Below are 16,456 nucleotides of genomic sequence, written 5' to 3' on the forward strand. Positions count from 1 at the left end.
CATAAACACCGTACACGGACGTCCCAGCCATCGCCAGCGGACCCTCTCACTCAGGAGTTTGCTCTCGATGCACGTTTCATCCCCCACGCTTGCCCATTCCCTGGCCGCACTCACTGCCGCCATTGCCCTTGCCCTCTCCGCGCAGGCCCACGCCACAGGCGAAGCAGCTGCAGACGCAAAGGACCTCGACACCGTCGTCGTCACCGCCACCGGCGCCCAGCAGTGGATCCGCGACGCGCCCGCCAGCATCAGCGTCATCACCCGCCAGGAAATCGAGCGCAAGCCGGTCAGCAGCATCGGCCAGCTGCTCAGCACCGTGCCCGGCGTGACCGGTGGCTATGCACTCTCCGGCGCGCAGTCCAAGATCCGCCTGCGCGGCCTGCCCGAGCAGTACACCCTGATCCTGATCGACGGTCGCCGCCAGGGCAATTCGTCCGGCGTGAACTACCGCGATGACCTGGGCCCGCAGGATCTCAACTGGCTGTCGCCGGACATGATCGAGCGCATCGAAGTGGTGCGTGGCCCGATGTCTTCGCTGTATGGCTCCGACGCCATGGGCGGGGTGATCAACATCATCACCCGCAAGATCGGCACCGAATGGGGTGGCTCGGTCACCTACAACTACAGCAAGCCGGATTCGAAGACGCGCGGTAACACCACCCAGATGGGCGGGCTGTTCAGTGGCCCGCTGACCGAAAACCTGGGTTTGCGGGTGGGCGCCAACGTCACCGACCGCGAGTCCGACCGTGGCCGCAGCCAGACCCCGGGCAACAAGGCGGAGAACGCCAACGCCCTGCTCAACTGGGCTATCAACGGCGACCACACCGTAGGCTTCGAGGCCTCGCACGGCGTGCAGCGCAACAGCGGTGCCGGCAATGTCAACGCGTGGGGCCTGTCCAAGCTGGTCCACACCGGTTACGTGGTCACCCATGACGGCCGCTACGGCGACACCAGCACCTCCAAGACCACGCTGACCCAGAACGATTACGAAGACAAGGGCAGCGCAGTCGGCAACCACTCCAAGGAAACCGTGTTCGACACCGCGTTCGCCACCGGCTTCCATTGGGGCTTCGAGCACAGCTTGAACGTGGGCGGCCAGTGGAAGCGCGAAGAGCTGCAGAACACCGACACCATCGGCACCGTGCCGGTGACCTGGAGCGGCACCGGTCGGATCAGCCCGACCAATGAAGCCGATTCCTGGGCCCTGTTCGCCGAAGACCACATCACCCTGCATGAGCGCTTCACCCTGACCCTGGGCCTGCGCTGGGACAACACCGAAAACTACGACGACAACCTGAGTCCGCGCATCTACGGCGTCTGGCATCCGTCGGACGCATGGACGGTGCGGGGTGGCGTCTCGCAGGGCTTCCGCGCCCCCAACCTCAAGCAGGGCAGCGCCGGTGCGGCCACCCAGTCCGGCGGCAACGGCTGCCGCAGCCTGACCGTGGAAGGCTGGACCAACCGCTCGGTCAGCGCCGACGGCACCACCGGCTGCTACATGGCCGGCAACCCGAACCTGGAACCGGAAACCAGCACGAACTACGAGCTGGGCGTCGGCTTCGACCGCAACGGCTGGTCGGCCTCGGCCACATACTTCCTGACCGACTTCGACGACAAGATCGAACAGGTACCGCTGCGCGACATCGCCGGTTTTGATTCGAGCTTCGTCAATGGTTTCTGGTGGACCGTAGCGCAGAACATCCAGGAGGCCCGCACCCGCGGCGTGGAAGCCAGCGTCACGATTCCGCTGCACGAGCGCCTGAGCTGGACCACCAATGCCACCCGCATGCTGGAGTCGAAGAACCGCACCACCGGTGCCAATCTGCTGGTGGTGCCGAAGCTGACTGCCAATACCTCGCTGGATTGGCAGGTCACGGATGCATGGTCGTTGAACCTGAGCGCCCAGCACGTGGGCGAGCAGCTGGTTTCCAGCACCAGCCCCACTTTTGCCAAGGCGTACACCACGTGGGATCTGGTGACCGGGTTCGATGTCAATGAGAGCCTGACATTGCGCGCTGGCGTGCTGAATGCGGGCGACGTCTCTACCATCGACGACGGCAACAGCTACGACACGGGCTCGCGTACGTTCTTTGTCGGCGCGACCGCGCGGTTCTGATGGAATGCGCGGAGAGCCGGGCTCTGCCCGGCTCTACGCGATGTTCACAACTTCATGTTCAACCCGAAATACACGCCCCGCCCCGCAGCCCGTGAGAACATCGGCTGCGGCTGTTCCCAGAAGAAACTGTCGTACCACGCATACGCGTACTCACGATCCGTCACATTTTTCACCTGCACATCCACGCTCCAGCGCGGGCTGATGTCGTAGCGTGCGCTCAGGTCCAACACCGCAAAGCTGCCGTACTTGCCGGCCACATTCTGCTCTTCAAGGTAATAATCCCCCTGCGCCCTCCCCTGCAGCCCGAACTGCAGCGCCTCGGTCGCCTGGAAATCCACCCCGATGTTGCTGATGTAACGCGGCGTGGCGGCCACCTCGCGACCTTCCAGCGACACGCCGGCGTCGCGCCCATCACGCTCGATCTTCGCCTCTTGGTACGCATGCGACGCCCACACCGTCCATCGCTCGCCAACAGTCGCACTGATCTGCGCGTCCACGCCGCGCCTTCGGGTCTTGCCCAGCGTCACGGTGGTACCGGTGGCGGGCATGTTGGATACCTCATTGGCCGCGTCCTGCTGCCAGACCGCAACACGCGCCTGACTGCCTGTGAAAGGGCTGAACTTCATGCCCAGCTCCATGCCGGTGTTGGTGGACGCGCCCATCGGCGCCTGGCCGGGGGTCAGGTACGCCGGCGCGGTCGAACCGGTCAGCACCTGGAAGGTGCGTCCCCAGTTGGCGTACACGTTCGCCGTATCGGTGAAGGCATACACCACGCTTAACTTGGGCTGCCCGATGCTCCCATAGCGCTGCAACGGACCGGTCACACCGCCCGGCAGGCGGGTGTCGCCGTCGAAACGGTCCACCCGATACGCCGGCACGATCTTCAACGCGTTGATCGGTTGGTAGATCGCCTGCACATAGGCACCCCAGTTGTCGAAGGTATGGCGGTCGTCGTTCTGCACGCGCGCGGGCGGAGCCGAGAAGTCGGTCGGCTCGGCGTAGCTGAAACGCTCTCGGATATAGCCGTTGTCCTGATGCTCGTAGTTGAGCCCACCTTCCAACGTGAGGGTGTCTGCTGGCTGCCAGGTCAACGTGGTCAGCATGCCGGTCTGCGTTTCATCCCACACCCGCCGCTGGCGTGGCGCGTTGCCGGTTGGCAGGTCGCTGAAGGTGACCCTGCGATCATCTTCGTACCGGTTGTAATAGAGCTTGCTGCCCAGGAACAGGGTGTCCGACAGCTTCAGGTCCAGATGCACGCCGACCTGGCGCATGTCGCGGTCATCACCGTCGTTGGCGTTGCGCAGCTGCGAGCCTCGGCGGTCTGTACGCAGTTCCCCGGCGGTCATGAAACCCGGCTCATCGGCTTCGTGGTGGTAGGTGCGTGCAGTCAGCCCGATCCGCATGCCATCGTCCAGACTGCCGTAGAACCACTTGCCGCCCAGGGCATACTTGCGCGAGGTGTCATGGTCGCGATAGCCATCAGAGGCCTGGGTACCGAAGAAGTAGTTCTGCGCGAAGCCGTTGCCCTCGCGGCCGATCGCCAGCTGCGCATCACGGGTGTTGTAACTGCCGTAGCTGAGCCGGCCATCGGTGTAGGTACCGCCCTGGCGGGTACCGAAGTTCACGTTGCCGCCAATGTTGTGCAGGCCGTAGCGCGGGTCGTTTGTGCCGCGCACCACCTCGATGTAGCTGATCTCCAGCGGGAACAGCATGTCGATGAAACGCTGGTTGCCGCTGTTGACGTTGCTCGGCACACCGTCGATCAGGGTCTTGATGGCATTGAGGTAGCCCTCGCCGTTGAAGGCGCGGAAGCTGACCTTTCCGGATTCTGCGCCCTGGCGGGTCTCGGTCAGCTGGATACCCGGCATCTGGCCCAGCAGCTCCCAACTGTGCGAGACATTCTTGTCCTCGATCTGGTCGGCGCCGAGCACGTCCACGGAGGTCAGCACCTGGTGGGCAGTGAGCTGGCCCTCGGTATGCTGGTGCACATCTACCTTGCCCAGCGTCAGCGCAGAGTCGGAGGACTGCGCGCGGGTTTCGGGCGCGAACAGGATGGCGGCCGTGGCGGCCACCAGAGCGTGGATCTTCATCGAGGACTGTCGTTATGAATAGGCATCGGATGTAACACTATAACATCACAGTACCCTGCTACGGCGGATCTGCTAGTGCCGGGAACGCGCTTCAGTCAGTGGAGTCCAAGAAGACTTCCTGAGCGATGACCCGTAGGACCAATCCTTCAGCCCAAACCGATACGAACGAATACACCTTGAATCCCTGCGTAAAACTCTCACCGGCCATCTTGCACGCAACACCGATCAACGGATCTTCGAGATCCAAGGTGCCATGACTGAGCTCCCTCCGCTCAGGGCAGAAGGCTTGATAGCCGGCAACATTTCCAAACCTCAGGCGGCGAATTCGTTCCTGCCAGTCAACATACGTCACATGCAGCTCATCACCCACCATTGCGATAGCTGAGATTTCGGCGTCACTCAAACCAAGCTTCTCAAAATCCAACATCGCCAACCTCATTGAGACGAAAGCCCTTCGCAGGGCAAGAGTGCTTAGAAGACCGTACAGGCGCTCAATCAAGTCACCAGACGCAATCCGGGATGTGAGTCGTGAAAGAGCCTGTACTCCTCTTCAGTTCTCAGGACCAATGCAGCCTCCGGCACGATCACCCTGCAAAGTTGCACCCCACTAAGGCACGACGGGCACCAGGCGCACTTCCACCCGACCTTCCGACTCTCAATACTGAAGTATTGGAAACGCAGCCCGACGCTTATACATGCGGGGCAGCTACTTTCTCCATACTCGTCATCAGATCTCGGGAGAGCAAGTAGCCAACTGTCATACTTCACTTCTTTAGCAGTCATTGCACCTCCAACGCGTAAGGCCGAGCCAGCACGATCAATCTTCATGCCGATTCCAGTCTTCCGAGGCGCCTGGACGGGTATTCAGGCGATCTCCCTCGCAAAGGAGATCAAGCCCTTCGCCAGACAACCCCACGATTGCCGTAATGCCTTGACCAAGGAGCTGAATGCTCTGACGCATAACCTCAATGTGTGTAAGCGTCAGCGATACCCTTCTTCTATTTACTGGCGCTGCCAACGGCCGCATCATTCGGACGTCATCAATACTTCGAGGGATGACGTAAGCTTCGACGAAGACTTCACCGAGCGATACAGATCCACCTGAGTTTATGTATCCGATATAGCGAAGTGCACCATCCTTACCGCGATCGATAGTGTCAATGAAGAACTCCACGCCCATATTTGCTGAGCCTGGCGACGCCAGCAGGTCGGTTGATGAGGTCATCGGGCTTGCTCTGACTGTAGCTCTAGAATCACCGCCATCTTGCCACGCATCCGCGTCTCACACCCCCTGCGACCACTGCCCTTCCCGGCTGGCCTAGGCGGGGAGGGGTACTTCACTGTCCGGTGCAGGCGGGATCCTTACGATGTCCCCAGACGCAGCGGAGGGCTGCGCCGGAACAGGCTGTGGAGGCGTGGAATGACCGAACGCGAGCGTCAAGCTGCCCTGGAGTACCTGCGGATTCTGGATTCCGACCCGGAACCGTTCTTCGACGCCCTGACCCGTGCGGCCCACGCCATGACCGGCATGCCGATCGCGATGATTTCGCTGATCGACGGCAACCGCCAGTGGTTCAAGTCGCTGGTCGGTATCGATGCTGCCTCGGAGACCGCCCGCGACATCTCCTTCTGCACCTGGGCGATCCAGTCGGACATGGTGCTGGAGGTGCAGGACGCCAGCGAGGACCCGCGCTTTGCCGACAACCCCATTGTGCAGGGCCCGCCCTTTGTCCGTCATTACCTGGGCGCTCCCATCCGGGTGCAAGGCGGCAGCCGGATCGGCACCCTGTGCCTGCTCGACACCGCGCCGGGCCAGGCCAGCGGCGGCCAGCGTGAAGCCCTCGCGTGGCTCGCACAGGTCGCCGCCTTCGCGATGGAACAGCGCGCCAGCCTGCTCAACCGCATGGCCGAACAGCGCCAGGCAAGCGAGGCGTTGTCCCAGAGCGAAGCGCGCTACCGCCGATTGTTCCAGCACAGCCTGGGCCTGATCTGCACGCATACGCTGGACGGAATTATCACCTCGGTCAATCCGGCCGCCTCCGCCTCGCTGGACCGGCCGGAAGTGGAGCTGGTCGGTCATTCGCTCGCTGAGATCATTCCCGAAGAACGGCAACATCTGCTGCAGGAGTACCTGCAGCGCATCGAAGAAAACCAGAGCGATTCGGGCGTGATGGAGCTGCTGGCCGAAGACGGCTCGCGCCGCTACTGGGCATACCACAACATCCTCGACACCGAAGCCAGCCCGCAGTACGTACTCGGGCATGCGCAGGACATCACTACCCAGCACCTGCAGGAGCGCCAGCTGATGGAACTGTCCATCCGCGACCCGCTCACGCGCTCCTTCAACCGCCGCTACCTCGCCGAGCTTGCCGAAAACCAGCCCGAAGCCTGGGGCTGTCTGGTGTTCGACCTGGACCACTTCAAGGAAATCAACGACACCCAGGGCCATGCCCATGGCGATGCGGTGCTGGTGGACTTCGTGTCGTTCCTGTCCGAACCGCTGCAGGAAGGCGAAGTGGTGGTGCGACTCGGCGGTGACGAATTCCTGGTGTTCGTGCCGGGCGCCACGCTGGAGCGGCTGCAGGCGCTCGAAGCCGAGTACCAGGACCGCGCCTACCTTTCCCCCATTCGCTTCTCCGGCGGCTGCGCCATCAATCGCCCCTCGGAAACCGTGGCCGACACCATCAATCGGGCGGACATGAAGCTCTATGAGCGTCGGCGGCGCGAGCGTCCGCCTGCAGACTGAGCCGGGAATGCAGCTCCCTGCGGGTCGCCTACGTGTGCGGTGCACTAGCGTAGAGCGCCTACTCGGAACCATCCCGCCACGCCACTACACCCAGAAGTGCGCATACGGCCGCAATGAACGGGCAGAAGACCATGAAGACAAACCAGTGGCCCCCGCCGATCTGGGCCAGGATCACTCCACCAGCAGTGGACAAGCCTCCGATTGAGCTGCTCAACCATCTTCTCAACCCTGGCCTCACTGTCGCGGCAGCAGAGATAAGGCCCACCCCAACTACTGTAAGCAAGAACGCCAACCAACCACGAACAAAGCCCTTACCAACAGTCTCAAAGCCAAAGCTTGCCGCGAAAGTCACAGCAAGCACAGCATACGCCAGTGGCACTGATGCACGACACCATCGGCGTTGAATCTCGTAGTCCAAGACAAATCGCCATATGTACAGCGTAACAAAGTAACCACAACCACCGAGCAGCAGTAAGCCAAGGTTGAAATAACGCATGGCATGTGGCGACTGGACCAATACCACATACACACCAAAAAAAAGAAACAGTCCATTCAGGATTACGTGAAACGGCAACTTGTCAATGAGCATCTGGCTTGCCCTCTTCACGACCCCAGTGCTGAACATCTTTACAGCCGGATGCAGGAAACTGATCGTCCACGGGCGTGTAACCAAACACAACGAACACAAGCGATTTCTTCGAAAAAGGATGCTTTGGTTCCTTCATCAAGTGGATACGGACCGCCAGCGCGGCAAGGATCAGGACAGCGACCCCCAACCACACAAGAGGCCGCGCCAAGTTGAACCAGGTATTGGGAATGAACGCCGCGGACCGCCCGAGACAGATGAGCGGACTAAGGGACACCATCAACAAAAACGAAAGAGCGAGAACAACCTTATGGAATAGCGTCATCGGAGGTAGGGACTCACCCGTCATGTATCTTTCCGGAAGGGCAAAGTACTTCGCCCGTTAGTGGACACCACGTATCGTTAGAGAGACGCGGCCGAGGTCACTTGTATCGGCAGATGAACGAATGCGAACACATCAACTACTTGTATCTCATCAGCGCGAAGAGAAAGTACTCGGGCTCCTCGAGGCAACGTACGACAGATCATCCAAGTAGCTTTTGCCTCGCGCCGCGTACTCCCTCAGCTCAGCCTCGGAGAGCACGAAGGTCACTTCATACATTGCGATACCACCCGTCATAACGCCGAGGCAAATGGCGCCCTCAGAGCCTGCGAACAATCGGTACATCAGTGTTGAATCAACGAGCAGATCCTGCTCCATACCGATCGCCTCCCGATGCAAGGAAAATGTAGCCTGCGGAGCGCGCGTCCATGCCGCGACATGCACACGACGGCTTGGGATCTCGACGTCCCGGCACCTCTTAGAATCTTCAAGGCGACGAAGCCTTGCGCCTACCGGAGACTTCAAGGCGCAGCTCTGCAACTCTTGTTGGGGAAGTCATGATCGTCGTTGAATGAAGTCTCAAGCCTCCTTCCAGACATTGCCTGCATTCCATGCACAGCAATTTCTGCCAGGAAGTACCTCCAGTGATTCAATATGGTGGAGAGTTGCGCGTGGGAAAACTGCGGCGGCTCTCCTCCTACATCGAGCTCCGGGTAGATGTCATTGGTAAAGCATGCAAACCCTGGCTTGGCTACGGGCGGATCCAGCCAGATCGCGACCACGTTGTAACCCCAGTTCGCCCACCCAGTTCCCGATGGCTCGCGCCCCGGATCTTCCATCGTGTCGAGCAAGTAACCCACTTCGTCCAACAGCTCCTGATCAAGTTCTGTGATCAGCGACAGGACTGTTAGATTCACTGCACGGCAATAGGTGTCATCCGGCCCTACACAGTAGTAGGTACTCCGGAAATATCCCGGTGAGTGCTCATAGACTGAAGCGATGAACTTAATCATGGATTGCACTCGGGGCTTCCACGCCGTCTTAGATCAGCGATGCCATTCGGCAAGAACGAACGCAAGCCGTGCTGGGCTTGCTGGGCCGGCAAGAAATGTGTGACGCCAGCTTTCATCCCTCGCTCAGAGGCTCTCAGGTTGTGCAACATATCATCACGCCCACCCTAACTCCATGCAACAAAAGTCGGCCTCAGTCAGCAACCGCGGGCAGCATCCCGGCCACTTTGGTCCGGAGCGTACCGTTTGGAGGCGATGGCGCCTGTGACGCGGGCTGTCGCCGGCATTCACCTGATTGCGCACCCACGCTGCGTGAGCTCCGCACGCACAGCAGCTCACTGGCACTTCATGCCCACTAATCTAGGTGATCGATAGTTGACAACTGATTGCGGGCATCTACTTCTGATACCTGGAATCTGCCGCCATCGCGTCAAGTATTTCCACCCACAGCCCTTCATGGACCAGTTCGCCCCCGCTCTCCCTACCTGCAGCATGAGCTCGGTTGATCGCGCCACAAAGGATCAAGTATTTGTCGCCGTCCAGATCCGCTGCATCCAGGTAGTTCAAGGCCGCCCCGTCAAACGGATCAAACACCTCCTCGAGAACATCCCCCTCTCCAGGCCGGAAAGCGTCACGCAGAAGGCGTGCAAAACACCTGATTTGAATCGTGCTCATGCCTACGACGTTCTCAGCTGAAAAAACCATGGAGCCAGCCATCATTACCTCACAATTATGATCTTAGCCTGCTGTCCCGGCGACAAGTCGGCAATCTGCTTCAAACTATGGCAGGTGCTAAGAGCGCCTCTTGCGATCGTTCCCACGGGTGGGCCGCCGAAGCATTCCAACCGCCAGGACCACCATCCAGCCCACCGCCCAGGCCATGACGCCCCACTCGCTCAGCAGGGTGTCCCTCGGAATCACCGAGATAAAGAACCCGAGAACCGCGACCCCCACCACCAGCAGCGGCGCCACCACCAGCCCACGCCACGCCACGAACGCCGCCATCGGCAGCGAGATGATGGGGAAGAACACACCCCCACCGAACGGCGCAGCCCCAACCACGGCGAAGAACGCCGAGACCACCACCAGCGCCCACCCCAGCACCTTGAACTGCATCCTACCTCGCTCCTGTCCATGCAGCCTGGCGACAGCGCCTTAACCTGTGTTCCCTATCCTAGCAACGCGCCGAGGGCATGCCGCTCGGCGTTTCAATCGCTTTGCCCGATTCGATCGACGGGCGCTAACGAACACTGCAAAGGAGTAGCAATGAAGAAGCGTTACGCTGCCGTTCTCACCGCATGCCTGTTTGGCACCAGCTCCCTGGCCTTCGCTGAAGTCGCCAACCTGACCAACAGCGCAGAGGGTGCAAATCGCGACGCGGGGCTCTCCGCAGTCAAGAAGAAGCTCCAGGACGCCTGCACCGACCGCAAGGGAACGCCCGACGCGGACTCCTTCGAAGTGGTCTTCGAAAAGACCAGCGACAACCCCAACGTTCCCAAGCCCTACTACGTGGACGGCAAGATGAAGTGCGACCTGCCGTAAGCCCGCCTCCTGCCGGAAACGCCCATCTCCACCCCACCCCTCGCTGCTATAGTCGGTCCATCGTGACGGGCACCCCGCCCGTCCTTGGATCACAGGGAGCGGGTCATGGGCCTCATTCAAGCAGTCAAGGGTGCCGTCGGCGGCGTACTGGCCGACCAGTGGAAGGACTTCTACACCGTGCCGGCTGGGCTTCCAGCTACTGCGGCGCTGTTCGCGGCGGTGCCGCAGGGCACCAATGCCGGACGCGGGTCCAACACCAGCGGCTCGTCCAACATCATCACCAATGGCTCGAAGATCGTGGTGCCGGAAGGCTACGGCTTGCTGCTCTTCCAGGACGGCGCGATCACCGGATTCGTGGCTGAACCGGGTGGTTATGAATGGCGCTCGGATGACCCGAATTCGCAGTCGATCTTCGCCGGCGACGGCATCGTCACCCCGCTGATCAAGCAGAGCTGGGAGCGCTTCAAGTTCGGCGGCCAGCCGGGCGGCCAGCAGCAGGCGTTCTTCGTTTCGCTGAAGGAACTGCCGGACAACCGCTTCGGCACCCAGTCGGAAATCTACTGGGACGACGGCTTCCTCAATACCCAGGTCGGCGCCGTCACACGCGGCTCGTACACGTTGAAGATCGTCGACCCGATCCTGTTCGTGAAGAACTTCGTGCCGGCCAGCTACCTGCAGCCGGGCAAGGTGTTCGACTTCACCGACATGGACAATGCCGCCGCCACCCAGCTGTTCAATGAAGTGGTGGGCTCGCTGGCGCCGGCCTTCAGCCTGTATACGAACGACCCGGGCAAGGGCAACCGCATCACCAAGCTGCAGCAGGATTCGCTGGGCTTCGCGCAGAGCCTCTCCGCTGCGGTTGAACAGGGTTACCAGTGGAAGTCCGACCGTGGCCTGGCCATCGTCAAAACCGCCATCGTCTCGATTGAGTACGACGCAAACACCCGCGAGCTGCTCAAGACCGTGCAGCGTGCCGATGCGCTGTCCGGTGGGCGTGGCAATTCCAACCTGCAGGCCAGCGTTGCCCAGGGCATCCAGTCGGCCGGTGAGAACGGCGGCGCGGCGGGCATCATGGGCGTGGGCATGGCCTCGGGCATGATGGGAGGAATTGGTTCGCTGCAGCAGCCGGTTGCGCCCGCTGCGCCCGCTGCGGATGACCCGGTAGCCAAACTGACCAAGGCCAAGGAAATGCTCGACCTCGGGCTGATCACCCAAGCCGACTACGACGCACTCAAAGCCAAGGCGCTGGGTCTCTAAGGCGGACAGAACCGAACCATGTCCGACCCCAGAACCCCGCCCCCGCTACCCGGGGCTCCACCGCCGTTGCCGGAGGCCGTCACCGGCCCCGGCTCGCCGCGCGACGTGCCACCGCTGCCGGGCAGCTTCCCGCTGGACCGCGCCACCCTGCCCGACCCGATCCGTGCCGAGATCGAGGCGCCCGATCCTGTCGCCCTCGACACCCGTGCCGAGGAGCTGAAGGACGGCCTCAACCGCTGCCCGAAGTGCGGCTCTACCGACGTGCGCCTCAAGCTGGGCACCGACGTGCTGGTCTGCCAGTTCTGCCGTCACGAATGGCACGGGGCGTCGGTTGAGCAGGAGTTTGGGTTGGGCGAAGGCCTGGACCAGCTGCGTGGCACCATCATCGCCTCCGGCGCACGCGACATCGAGGCCGGCACCGCCAGCCTGATGAGCTTCAAGTGCACCGGCTGCGGTGCCGAGGTGACGATCAACACTGAAACCACCATGACCGCACGCTGCCACTGGTGCCGCCATGTGTTCGGGGTCAACGAGCAGGTGTCCAACGGCGCCGTGCCCGACGCGGTGCTGCCGTTCCGGATCACGAAGGACGACGCGGTGGCGCGCATCCGCCAGTTCGTGGACAAGCGCCGACTGTTCGCCCTGAAGGCGTTCAAGGACCAGTTCACCCCGGAAAACGTGGTCGGCGTGTACATGCCGTACATGATCGTGGACAGCAACGTCAGCGCCAGCGTGACCGGCAAGGGGGAGATCCAGACTCGCCAGTACACGCGCGGTGAGGGCGACAAGAAGAAGACCTACTACGACGCGGACGTGTACCAGGTGGAGCGCTCGGTGGATTTCACCGTGGACGACCTGCCCATGGAATCATCGGCCGAGCGTGGCAACCTGGACATCAAGGCCAACACCAACAACATCATCAATGCGATCCTGCCGTTCGATACCAAGAACGCGTTGAAGTGGAACGCGTCCTACCTGCTGGGCTTCAGCTCGGAGAAGCGCAACCTGGACGTGGAGAAGATGAAGCCACGGCTGGAAGACCAGCTGCTGTCCATCGCCCGTTCGCAGGTGGAAGGCTCGGTGCGCCGCTACGATCGCGGCGTGCGCTGGGAAACCGAACAGGTCGACGTGCACGGCTCGCGATGGGTGTCGATGTACCTGCCGGTGTGGCTGTATTCGTACCACCAGCCCGGCCGCAACGGCGGCATGCTGCATTACATCGCGGTCAATGGCCGTACCGGTGAAACCATGGGCAGCGTGCCGGTGCAGCAGTGGAAACTGCTGCTGGCCGCGCTCACCACCGGCACGATTGTTGAAGCCATCACCCTCTGGTTCCTGGTAGCGGCCTCATGAGCGACGATAGTGGTCTCTGGTTGCTGTTGGCTGGCCCCGCCAGCGCAACGGCGTTGTATTGGGGCTTGTACCGGTATTACCGCAATACCGACAAGTCGCATGCGTTCGAACGCGAAACCACGGTGGAGGCCAAGCCGGTGACCGGCTCGGACCGGCAGGTGGATACCAACAACGGTACGCAGGAGACGCGGATCCGCGGGGACAACGTGCGCGAGTATCGAAAGCGGGTGGTTCGCAACAGCGGTTGATGTTTGCTTGATTTCGGGCAGGCATGCTCCGGATCACCTTCCGATCCGGAGTTGCCATGACCCGTTTTATTGTTCACCTGCTGCTGGGCGCGTCGTTGTTCGCCCCACCCGTCGTACGCGCTGCCGAAAAAGTCCTGATCGTGGTCAGCGGCGAGGGTCGCGATGCCGGCAGGACCCGCCCCGGCTACGAATTCGATGAGCTTTCCCAGGCCTGGCTGATCTTCAAGGCAAACGGGCTGGAGGTCGACGTGGCCAGCCCCCAGGGCGGCGCGGTCGAGGCGGACAAGTACGACCCCAAAGAGCCGTTCAATGCGGCGCTGCTGGCCGACACCGCCGCCATGTCCCAGCTGGCCGACACCCGTGCCATTGCCCAGCTGCGCCCCGCCGATTACGCAGCCATCTACGTGGTAGGTGGCAAGGGCGCCATGTTCGACCTCCCCGCGTCCCGTCCCCTGCAGCGGCTTATCGCAACCGCCTGGCAGAACGGCGCCGTGGTCGCAGCGGTCTGCCACGGTCCGGCTGCACTGGCCGGGGTGACGCTTGCCGATGGCAGCTCGATCGTGGCCGGCCGACGGCTGACCGGCTTCACCAACGAGGAGGAGGCGCTGTTCGGAAAGAAATGGGCCGCACAGTACCCGTGGCTGCTTGAGGATGCCCTGCGCTCGCGAGACGCGCAGTGGAGCGAGGCACCCCTGATGATGCCGCACGTGGTGGTCGACGGTCGGCTGGTGACCGGCCAGAACCCCTACTCCACTGTTGGCGTTGCAGAAGCCATCGTGCGCGGACTGGGCCACACGCCGGTTCCCCGCACCCCGGGCCGTGACGAGCGCGCCATGCAGCTGGTCGAGCAGCTGCGTGGCGGCGACGTACGAGGGGCGACCACCACGCTTCAACGGAGTACCGATCAGTTCCACGTAGAACTGATCGGCATGCTCGGCTTCTACCAGGCCAAGGCTGCAGCGGACAATCTTGCCGAACTGCGCCCGGCACTGCAGACCATGGAGCTGGCCATGCCGTACATGGCCGAACCGCAGCTCAAGCTCGGCGTGGCCGAGGCGCACCTGAAGCTGGGAGACCGCGTCCGTGCACGCATACTGGTCCAGCAGGTACTGGACGCGGTGCCCGGCATGGAACAGGCTGATGCCCTGCTGAAACGGATCGACGGCTGAGATGACACCCCGCCCTGCCCTGCGCGTCCTGGTGATCGAAGATAATCCCGTGCTTCGCGCCAACCTTGAAGCACTCTTCGCCGCGCAGGGCATTGGCACCCGCTTCGCCGCCGACGGCCTGACCGGGCTGCAGGCCGCGTTGGACGAACCATTCGACGTGGTCGTGCTCGACCTGGGACTGCCCGGCATGGACGGCGTTCGTGTCTGTGAAGCGTTGCGCGCACGCAGCGAGCGCCACATACCGATCCTGATGCTCACTGCCCGGGACGCGCTGGAAGACAAACTGGCCGGCTTCCGCTGCGGCGCAGACGATTACCTGGTCAAGCCCTTCGCCGGTGCGGAACTGGTGGCGCGTTGCCTGGCACTTTCACAGCGGCATCGGGTTGGCAGCGCTCACCAGCTGGTCATCGGCAGCCTCACCATAGATCGACGCAACAATCGAGTGCAGCGCGACGGACAGGTTCTGCCGCTGCAGCACACCGCCCTGCAGCTGCTGCTGGTCCTGGCCGATGCCTGGCCGCGCACGCTGACCCGGAGCGAGCTGGTGGAACGCTTGTGGGGCGAGCAGGTGCCGGAGTCCGATCCTCTGCGCACCCACCTTTACACGCTTCGCCAGGTACTCGACAAACCCTTTGCCGTTCCGATGCTGAGGACCGTGCACGGGGTTGGTTTCCGGCTGGAGGCCGACATATGAGCGAGCCCTCCCGCCCGCGCCGACGGCTCCGGCATCGGCTGATGCTGGCGTTCTCCGGCTTCGCGCTCCTGGTCGCAGTGATCTACGGCTTCTACGTTGTCCTGTTCGTGTACCTGGTGGAAGACCAGCTGTTCAACGGACTGCTGGAGCAGGAAGCCACGGTGCAGCTGCAGCACCACGCGTCCCGCGGTGAGTGGCGCCAGCCCGCGCTGCCCGGCATGAATGTGTATTCCGACCCTTCCACCCTGCCCGATGGTATTGCGGCGAAACTGTCCGAGGAGCCATGGCGGCGCGAGTTTGCGGGCGACCAGGGCCGCCACTACCACCTGCATCTGCTTGAGCCGGGCGGCGGCGTGACCCCCGCGTGGCTGGCGGCCGAGGTAAGCCAACAACTGGTGGTGCGGCCCATGCGGAACGGCATCCTGCAGTGGCTGGCCTGGTCCAGCCTGGCCGTGCTCGTGGCGGCCGTACTGTTGGGCGCGTGGCTGGCGCGCCGCATGACCGGGCCACTCTCGCGCCTTTCCGCGATGGTCGAACAGGCCAGTCCCTCGCGGCTGCCGCAGGGCTTTGCCGAGAGCCTGCCGGATGACGAGGTAGGGGTACTGGCGCGGACGCTGCAACATCTGTTGGGGCGCGTCGACGAGTTCGTAGGCCGTGAGCGTGAGTTCACCCGCGACGCCAGCCATGAACTGCGCACGCCGCTGGCCGTGATCCGCAGTGCCTGCGAGCGGATCGGCGCCCGTACCGATCTGGATGAGCCACTGCAGCGGCAGGTGCAGTACATCGATTCCTCCGTGCAGCAGCTCGAACAGACCGTGAGTGCCCTGTTGATGCTTGCACGTGAGCAGCATCAACAGGAGGCCCCGACCGAGACCGCACTGCTGCCTCTGCTCGAGCGGGTCATTGTCGACCAGTCGTCCGTGCTGGCGAATCGCCCTGTCGAGGTTGCACTGGAGGTTGGCAGCAACGTACACGCGCACCTTCCGCCGGCCGCGCTCCGGATCATCCTGTCCAACCTGGTTGGCAATGCGTTCGCGCACACACTGAACGGAACGGTCGACCTTTCTGTTGCCGACGGCTGGCTTGTAATCAGTAACCCGGGCGCGGCGATAAGTCCCGATGACCTGCACGCGTTCATCAAGAGCGACGCCAGCCGCGGCTACGGCCTCGGCCTTGCGATCGTGCAGCGCCTCTGCGAGCGGCACGGCATTGGCCTGCGGATGCATTCCGAACACGGCACCACCACGGTGGCGCTTCTGCTGGACGGACGCCTTCGCGCGCCCTGCATCCCCCCTGCACCCTGACTAGACAACCCATGGCACA

At 62.5% G+C, this 16,456-nt stretch carries 17 protein-coding genes; 9 read left to right on the forward strand and 8 right to left on the reverse strand.

Annotated elements, in window-relative coordinates; all coding sequences use genetic code 11:
• The first annotated feature begins 67 nt into the window (after positions 1–67).
• Positions 68–2,116 (forward strand): TonB-dependent receptor, encoded by a 2,049-nt coding sequence (locus RYM47_RS03320; RefSeq protein WP_315386065.1) that lies wholly within the window; start codon positions 68–70, stop codon positions 2,114–2,116.
• Positions 2,117–2,160: 44 nt separating this feature from the next.
• Here the strand turns inward: RYM47_RS03320 and RYM47_RS03325 are convergent, their stop codons facing one another.
• From RYM47_RS03325 to RYM47_RS03335, 3 genes are all read right to left on the reverse strand, one after another.
• Positions 2,161–4,206, reverse strand: coding sequence for a TonB-dependent receptor (locus RYM47_RS03325; RefSeq protein ID WP_315386066.1), 2,046 nt, complete (start codon positions 4,204–4,206; stop codon positions 2,161–2,163).
• Between the two features lie 91 nt (positions 4,207–4,297).
• Positions 4,298–4,633 (reverse strand): hypothetical protein, encoded by a 336-nt coding sequence (locus RYM47_RS03330; protein WP_315386068.1) that lies wholly within the window; start codon positions 4,631–4,633, stop codon positions 4,298–4,300.
• Positions 4,634–5,023: 390 nt separating this feature from the next.
• Entirely contained in the window at positions 5,024–5,431 is a 408-nt protein-coding gene (locus RYM47_RS03335; RefSeq protein WP_315386069.1) for a hypothetical protein, read from the reverse strand.
• Positions 5,432–5,626: 195 nt separating this feature from the next.
• Here RYM47_RS03335 and RYM47_RS03340 point away from each other — a divergent pair, with 195 nt between their 5' ends.
• The gene (locus tag RYM47_RS03340) at positions 5,627–6,952 is read left to right on the forward strand and encodes a diguanylate cyclase (protein WP_315386070.1); all 1,326 of its coding nucleotides are present in this window, start codon (positions 5,627–5,629) and stop codon (positions 6,950–6,952) included.
• Positions 6,953–7,010: 58 nt separating this feature from the next.
• On the opposite strand, the gene RYM47_RS03345 is transcribed toward RYM47_RS03340, so the two are convergent.
• From RYM47_RS03345 to RYM47_RS03365, 5 genes are all read right to left on the reverse strand, one after another.
• Complete coding sequence (locus RYM47_RS03345; RefSeq protein ID WP_315386072.1) at positions 7,011–7,541, reverse strand: hypothetical protein; 531 nt, start codon at positions 7,539–7,541, stop codon at positions 7,011–7,013.
• Positions 7,531–7,887, reverse strand: coding sequence for a hypothetical protein (locus RYM47_RS03350; RefSeq protein ID WP_315386073.1), 357 nt, complete (start codon positions 7,885–7,887; stop codon positions 7,531–7,533). The genes RYM47_RS03345 and RYM47_RS03350 overlap by 11 nt, the downstream gene beginning before the upstream one ends.
• Before the next feature lie 494 nt (positions 7,888–8,381).
• On the reverse strand, positions 8,382–8,873 hold the full coding sequence (locus RYM47_RS03355) for a hypothetical protein (RefSeq protein ID WP_315386074.1): 492 nt from the start codon (positions 8,871–8,873) through the stop codon (positions 8,382–8,384).
• Positions 8,874–9,266: 393 nt separating this feature from the next.
• A complete protein-coding gene (locus RYM47_RS03360; RefSeq protein ID WP_315386075.1) occupies positions 9,267–9,545 on the reverse strand; it encodes a hypothetical protein in 279 nt (92 codons plus the stop codon).
• A 117-nt stretch (positions 9,546–9,662) separates the two neighbouring features.
• Positions 9,663–9,986: a hypothetical protein gene (locus RYM47_RS03365; RefSeq protein ID WP_315386076.1), complete on the reverse strand. Its 324-nt coding sequence runs from the start codon at positions 9,984–9,986 to the stop codon at positions 9,663–9,665.
• 150 nt (positions 9,987–10,136) lie between these two features.
• Between RYM47_RS03365 and RYM47_RS03370 the strand changes: the two genes are divergently transcribed.
• The 7 genes from RYM47_RS03370 to RYM47_RS03400 all read left to right on the forward strand — a co-directional run bounded on the left by RYM47_RS03370 (position 10,137) and on the right by RYM47_RS03400 (position 16,437).
• On the forward strand, positions 10,137–10,412 hold the full coding sequence (locus tag RYM47_RS03370) for a hypothetical protein (protein ID WP_315386078.1): 276 nt from the start codon (positions 10,137–10,139) through the stop codon (positions 10,410–10,412).
• A 105-nt stretch (positions 10,413–10,517) separates the two neighbouring features.
• A complete protein-coding gene (locus RYM47_RS03375) occupies positions 10,518–11,669 on the forward strand; it encodes an SPFH domain-containing protein (RefSeq protein ID WP_315386079.1) in 1,152 nt (383 codons plus the stop codon).
• A gap of 18 nt (positions 11,670–11,687) precedes the next feature.
• Positions 11,688–13,022, forward strand: a complete 1,335-nt coding sequence (locus RYM47_RS03380; protein WP_315386081.1) for a TFIIB-type zinc ribbon-containing protein — start codon at positions 11,688–11,690, stop codon at positions 13,020–13,022.
• Complete coding sequence (locus tag RYM47_RS03385; RefSeq protein WP_315386082.1) at positions 13,019–13,270, forward strand: hypothetical protein; 252 nt, start codon at positions 13,019–13,021, stop codon at positions 13,268–13,270. The genes RYM47_RS03380 and RYM47_RS03385 overlap by 4 nt, the downstream gene beginning before the upstream one ends.
• 56 nt (positions 13,271–13,326) lie before the next feature.
• A complete protein-coding gene (locus RYM47_RS03390) occupies positions 13,327–14,439 on the forward strand; it encodes a type 1 glutamine amidotransferase domain-containing protein (protein WP_315386083.1) in 1,113 nt (370 codons plus the stop codon).
• Positions 14,440–14,458: 19 nt separating this feature from the next.
• The gene (locus tag RYM47_RS03395; protein ID WP_315386285.1) at positions 14,459–15,133 is read left to right on the forward strand and encodes a response regulator transcription factor; all 675 of its coding nucleotides are present in this window, start codon (positions 14,459–14,461) and stop codon (positions 15,131–15,133) included.
• A complete protein-coding gene (locus RYM47_RS03400; protein WP_315386085.1) occupies positions 15,130–16,437 on the forward strand; it encodes a HAMP domain-containing sensor histidine kinase in 1,308 nt (435 codons plus the stop codon). The genes RYM47_RS03395 and RYM47_RS03400 overlap by 4 nt, the downstream gene beginning before the upstream one ends.
• Positions 16,438–16,456 lie beyond the last annotated feature (19 nt).

The organism is uncultured Stenotrophomonas sp., assembly GCF_963519125.1.
GTDB lineage: Bacteria > Pseudomonadota > Gammaproteobacteria > Xanthomonadales > Xanthomonadaceae > Stenotrophomonas.